This window comes from Bradyrhizobium sp., from assembly GCF_027307225.1.
Lineage (GTDB): Bacteria > Pseudomonadota > Alphaproteobacteria > Rhizobiales > Xanthobacteraceae > Bradyrhizobium.
This window is the reverse complement of the sequence record NZ_DAHUXJ010000155.1, coordinates 1-3,924: the sequence shown is the minus strand read 5'-3', so window position 1 is coordinate 3,924 and position 3,924 is coordinate 1. Positions and strand designations below refer to the sequence as shown.

4 protein-coding genes are annotated in these 3,924 nt (G+C 58.0%); 2 read left to right on the top strand and 2 right to left on the bottom strand.

Going from position 1 to position 3,924, the window contains the following annotated elements:
* Positions 1-279, bottom strand: a 279-nt coding sequence (locus M6D32_RS26115; protein ID WP_298261803.1) for an acyl-CoA dehydrogenase family protein, incomplete at its 3' end; no start/stop codon positions are given.
* Between the two features lie 328 nt (positions 280-607).
* Between M6D32_RS26115 and M6D32_RS26110 the strand changes: the two genes are divergently transcribed.
* Positions 608-877 (top strand): phosphopantetheine-binding protein, encoded by a 270-nt coding sequence (locus tag M6D32_RS26110; RefSeq protein WP_298261801.1) that lies wholly within the window; start codon positions 608-610, stop codon positions 875-877.
* A gap of 97 nt (positions 878-974) precedes the next feature.
* On the opposite strand, the gene M6D32_RS26105 is transcribed toward M6D32_RS26110, so the two are convergent.
* On the bottom strand, positions 975-1,442 hold the full coding sequence (locus tag M6D32_RS26105) for a DoxX family protein (protein WP_298261799.1): 468 nt from the start codon (positions 1,440-1,442) through the stop codon (positions 975-977).
* A gap of 144 nt (positions 1,443-1,586) precedes the next feature.
* On the opposite strand from M6D32_RS26105, the gene M6D32_RS26100 reads away from it, so the two are divergent.
* Positions 1,587-3,260 carry a carboxypeptidase regulatory-like domain-containing protein gene (locus M6D32_RS26100; protein WP_298261797.1) on the top strand — a complete coding sequence of 558 codons (1,674 nt, stop codon included), beginning with the start codon at positions 1,587-1,589 and terminating at the stop codon, positions 3,258-3,260.
* The last annotated feature ends 664 nt before the right edge of the window (positions 3,261-3,924 follow it).

The following is a 3,924-nucleotide window of genomic DNA, read 5'->3' as shown; positions in this document are numbered from 1 at the left end:
GGCGCGGCCGAGCGCGTAGCACATGTCGGTGATATCGAAGATCGATGCGCCATCGCCGCCAAAGGCCTTCGGGATCTGCACGCCGAGCAGCCGCTGGGCGCGCGCCGCGTCGATCGCTTTCTTCGGAAAGCGTGCGGCGCGATCGACCTCTTCGGCATCCGCGGCAGCGGCCGAGACGACGGCTGCGATTCTCTGCGGGAAAGAACTGCGATCGGCAACGAAGGGAGCGCCAGTCTCTTCGGTGACTGGATCGCGAAAATGGGTTTGCTGAACGTTCATGGCCGATCTGCCTCGATGGTTGTCGATGCGAAATATCGGCGTAGCGCGCGATGCTACAACTTCCGATCGGCTCTTACGCTTAAGGATTTAATTCAAATGCGTCGATGAAATTCGAGGTAAACGATCGTCGTTTCCACGATGTAAGTTAACCGGTCGTTGTTTCGAAGCCTTGTTTTTCATGGAAGCTTGTTAGTGTTAAGAGCGGAACCACGATTTGGCTCAAACGGGATTCACTATTCTTAAGAGGTCTACGGAATTATAATCGCGTGTGACGATGGCTCGTCCTTCGGCGAGCGGTGCTGAAAATTGCGACAAGTGAGTATCGAATATGCAGGCGGTTAACGAAGTCCAGAGCAGGCTACTCGCTCTCGTCAAGTCTATCCTCAAGCAGAACGCGATTGTCGTCGATCTCGATCCGGCGACGCTGCTGGTGGATATCGGTTTGACGTCGATGGACATGGTCAACCTGATGCTCGCCGTCGAGGCGGAGTTTGATTTCACCATTCCGCAGTCGGAAATCACGCCGGAAAACTTCCAGTCGGTCGAAACGCTGAACCGCCTGGTGATCGGTCATCTCGCGAGCACGGCGGCCGCCTGATTGTTGATCGTGGTATGCGGCGTGACCCTCACGCTGCCCCCGGCACTTCCGGGAAGTGCCGGATCGTCAATACCAACAATCACTCGGTTAAGTAATTTCAGGATTTGGAGCCGTGCAGCGCGAAGGCGCCGCTGCCGGCGATCGCCAGCGAGGTCTGGGCGACCAGCCACAGCATCGGATATTCCCAGCCGCCGCCCGGGCGCGAATAGCCCCAACCGTTCGGCCATTTGATCCACACCACCACGGCGAGGAAGATCAGTAGAAACGCGGCCCATTGCCTTGTGTACCAGCCGAGCAGGATCGCGACCCCGCCGATCACTTCCAGGCCGAAGGTCGGCCAGGCGAGTAGCGGCGTGATGCCGTTCTTCGCCAGCAGTGCTTCATGCGTGTACATCCCGCGCTGGATCTTGAGGAAGGCGTGAACGAGCCAGTCGAAGCCGAGCGAAATCCGCAGTAGAAAAAGTCCATAAGGCGCGTAGTCCCGATCGACGGTGGCGTTGCGAAACATCGCAGCGACAATGCCCGGCAGATTGGGTCGACTCTCTCTGGCTTGGTCGATACTCATTTGTTTTCCCGTTCTGGCGTCCCTGTGCGCAAAGCGCATTCCAGCCTGGCCGATGAACGCTAGCCTTGGCGATAGTCTTCCGCAAGACAGCCCTCTACACTGCCCGCAACCGACAACAACAATCAGAAAGCACGGGAGAAGCCGATGTCGCGCGGTTCAGTGGTCGCGAGCTTCGTTTGCCTTGTCGCCTGTTTCACTGCCTGCCTTGCCGCCGCCCCTTCGGCCGCGCAGCAGCCAGCGCCCGCGCTGACGGGGACGGTGACGGCGGGCCCGGAAGCGCTGGAAGGCGTTCTTGTCAGCGCCAGGAAGCAAGGTTCGACCATCACCACGACCGTGGTGAGCGACAAGGATGGCCACTACCGCTTCCCGGCCGCGAGACTTGAGCCCGGCGACTATTCCTTGCGTATCCGTGCAGTCGGCTACGATCTCGAAGGGCCCACCCAGGTCTCGATTGCTGCGGACAAGACTTCCACGGCCGATCTGAAATTGCGCGCGGCGAAAGATATTGCATCGCAACTGACGAACGCTGAATGGCTCTCCAGCATGCCGGGCACCGACGCGCAGAAGGGACAACTGCTCAATTGCGTCGGCTGCCACATGCTCACGCGTCCGCTCTATTCGAAATACACCGCCGACGAATTCCTGACGATGATCCTGCCGCGGATGCAGGGCTATGTGAATCAGAGCATGCCCATACACCCCCAATTGCGCCGTGCCGAGCGCATGCGGGAAGAGCGCGGCGACCAGCGTGTGCAGGTCTATCGCCGGGTGGCGGACTACCTCGCCAGTATCAATCTCAGCGCGCGCCCGACCTGGAATTTCGAGTTGAAGACCCTGCCACGCCCGGCCGGGCCGGCGACGCATGTCATCTACACCGAATACGACCTGCCGCGGGAAACGATCGAGCCGCACGACGTGATCGTCGACGACCAGGGCATCGTCTGGTTCTCGTCCTTCGGCGAGCAGAATCTCGGCAGGCTTGATCCGCGCACCGGCAAGCTGACGGAATTTGCCATTCCCGAACACAAGCCGGGCTTTCCGACCGGCCTGCTCGGCCTGCGTAGCGATGCGAAGGGCAATCTTTGGTTCGGCAACATGTATCAGGCCACGATCGGTGAATTCGATCGGAAGACCGAGGTCTTCAAGTTCTGGCCGCTGCAAGGTGACAAGAATATCGACGCCGCGCAGATCAATATGGTCAGCCCCCAAAGTGCTGCTGTCGACGGCAAGGTATGGGCGCAGAACAACGGCTTTGCGGGCATCCATCGGCTCGATATCGCCACCGGCAAGCTCGAGACCTTCGAGCCCTTTAAGGGCATGTCGGGTCCGCACAATATTTATGACGTGATCCCGGATTCGAAGAACAACGTCTACTTCACCGATTTCCGCCAGCACCACATCGGTCGTATCGACGCCAAAACCGGACAGATCGATCTGTACGAGACGCCGACGCCGAATTCAGCGCCGCGCCGTGGCTGGATGGATGCGCAGGACCGCTTGTGGTTCGGCGAGTATCACGGCGATCGCATCGGCATGTTCGACACCAGGGAGCAGGAATTCAGGGAATGGCCGATCCCGCCGAAATGGTCCGCGCCTTATGATGTCGTCGTCGACAAGAATGGCGATGCCTGGACCGGCTCGATGCTGAGCGACCGGGTGACCCGGCTCAACCCCGCCACCGGCGAGGCGATCAATTATCTGCTGCCGCGCAGTACCAATATCCGGCGCGTCTTTGTCGACAATTCCACCACGCCGGTGACGTTTTGGGCCGGCAACAACCACGGCGCGTCGATCGTAAAGGTCGAGCCGCTGGAATAGGCGTCTCGACCTCTCCCGCGCGTGCAGCGTTTCACATGTCAAACAACCGGTGTCCGGGACCCCATGGTTCGAGACGGCGTTTTCGCGCCGACGCGATGTGAGTCGTTTGCAAAGTCGGTCGCGCGCGAGGCGACTCATGAAATCAATCGGCTTGCACACGAGCCGTTCAATGAATTGCCGCGAATGATCGAAGAGAGTTCAGGAGTGCAGCCCTGCCTCTTCAGGCAACTAGCTGCAAAGTTCTTCGCAGGCAGCGTTGTCTTGCAGAGCATTCTTAAAAAAGTTTTGAGAAAAGTTCCGCAGTAATTTGGTTTTATAAAAATACGTTTAGATACTTAAATATACGAATATAAGATCAAATAATATTTATATTATCAAAATCATATTATGATTTTTTGTCGCCTTGTGAATCCGTGTTGCACGCGGGTGACAACATTTCACAGCGAGGTGATGCAGGATCGCTCACGTTAGGAGTCCTCATTCGAGGCTCCGTACCTTTAGCAGTCCGCGGCGTATTCCTTTTGCCGCGCCTATTTTGGGGGACCTACGTGAAAAGGACTTTCATCTCTGCAGCGGCCATCCTGGCTTTCGCAGCGACTTCGGCTCACGCCGATGAGCTGACGGATATCCAGGCTCAGGCCAAGCAAATCCGCGAACAGAACGC

What these genes read in the sequence shown, in the direction of transcription:
- M6D32_RS26105 (WP_298261799.1), bottom strand. Translation starts at nt 1,442, where the DNA reads ATGAGTATCGACCAAGCCAGAGAGAGTCGACCCAATCTGCCGGGCATT.
- M6D32_RS26110 (WP_298261801.1), top strand. Translation starts at nt 608, where the DNA reads ATGCAGGCGGTTAACGAAGTCCAGAGCAGGCTACTCGCTCTCGTCAAG.
- M6D32_RS26100 (WP_298261797.1), top strand. Translation starts at nt 1,587, where the DNA reads ATGTCGCGCGGTTCAGTGGTCGCGAGCTTCGTTTGCCTTGTCGCCTGT.